At 48.1% G+C, this 1,067-nt stretch carries 2 protein-coding genes; one reads left to right on the plus strand and one right to left on the minus strand.

The window, feature by feature from the left end:
* Positions 1-709, plus strand: a 709-nt coding sequence (locus R7Z49_RS23570) for a 3'-5' exonuclease (RefSeq protein ID WP_318112151.1), incomplete at its 5' end; no start/stop codon positions are given.
* Between the two features lie 92 nt (positions 710-801).
* On the opposite strand, the gene R7Z49_RS23575 is transcribed toward R7Z49_RS23570, so the two are convergent.
* Positions 802-1,067, minus strand: a 266-nt coding sequence (locus R7Z49_RS23575; RefSeq protein WP_318112152.1) for a cytochrome c5 family protein, incomplete at its 5' end; no start/stop codon positions are given.

Here is a 1,067-nt window from a genome sequence, read left to right on the forward strand (position 1 = left end):
CTTTGAAATGGGATTAGAACAACACCTATCGGGGCGTGGTCTCGAAAATCTGCGTCGCTTTACACAATGGTTGGTGGCGATTGCCGATCAAGCTGAGCGAGGCAACACAGTAGAAGCTGTTCGTTCCTTGGTTCGTGACATTCATTACGAAGATTGGCTGTACGAAACCTCAGCCAGCCCGAAAGCCGCTGAAATGCGCATGAAGAACGTTTCGGATCTCTACTCTTGGATTGTGGCCGACTTAGAAGGTGACAATTACGACCAAGAAGAGAAAACGCTGAAAGAAGTGGTTCAACGTTTGACCTTGCGTGACATGATGGAACGCGGCGAAGAAGACGAAGACAGCGATGCCGTTCAATTGATGACATTACACGCATCAAAAGGCCTAGAGTTTCCTTACGTTTATTTGATTGGTTCGGAAGAGGGCATATTGCCGCATCAAACCAGTATTGATGAAGATAACGTCGAAGAAGAGCGACGCTTGATGTACGTAGGCATCACCCGCGCACAGCGAGAGCTGACGTTTACCATGTGTAAAGAGCGTCGCCAGTTTGGTGAGTTGATCAAGCCGACTCAAAGTCGTTTTTTGGATGAGCTGCCGTTTGATGATGTCGAATGGGAAGTGAACAAAAAGCCTGTGTCTCAAGAAGAACGAATGGCAAAAGGTCAGGCGCACATTGCAAACCTGCGCTCGATGTTTAAGAAGTGATCACTTTGATCTCACGGTAAATCAAGTTCACTCCAAACAAAAAGGCTTGCCGATTGGCAAGCCTTTCTTATTTCAGATGAGTGGCCGCTGGATTACAAACCATCAATCATGTGGTCGATGGCTGCAATGATTTCATCATCAGAACAGTCCATACATGTACCTTTTGCTGGCATCGCGTTGAAGCCTTCAAGCGCGTGCTTCACTAGCACGTCTTTGCCTTGCGCGATACGTGGAGCCCAATCGTCAGCATTGCCCGATTTTGGCGCGCCGTTTACACCAGATGCGTGACAAGCAATACAAAAAGTACCGTAAACTTTGGCGCCATCACGTGGACCGGTTGGTTCTTCCTTCACAGGCT

This window comes from Vibrio sp. 1562, assembly GCF_033340155.1.
Lineage (GTDB): Bacteria > Pseudomonadota > Gammaproteobacteria > Enterobacterales > Vibrionaceae > Vibrio > Vibrio alginolyticus.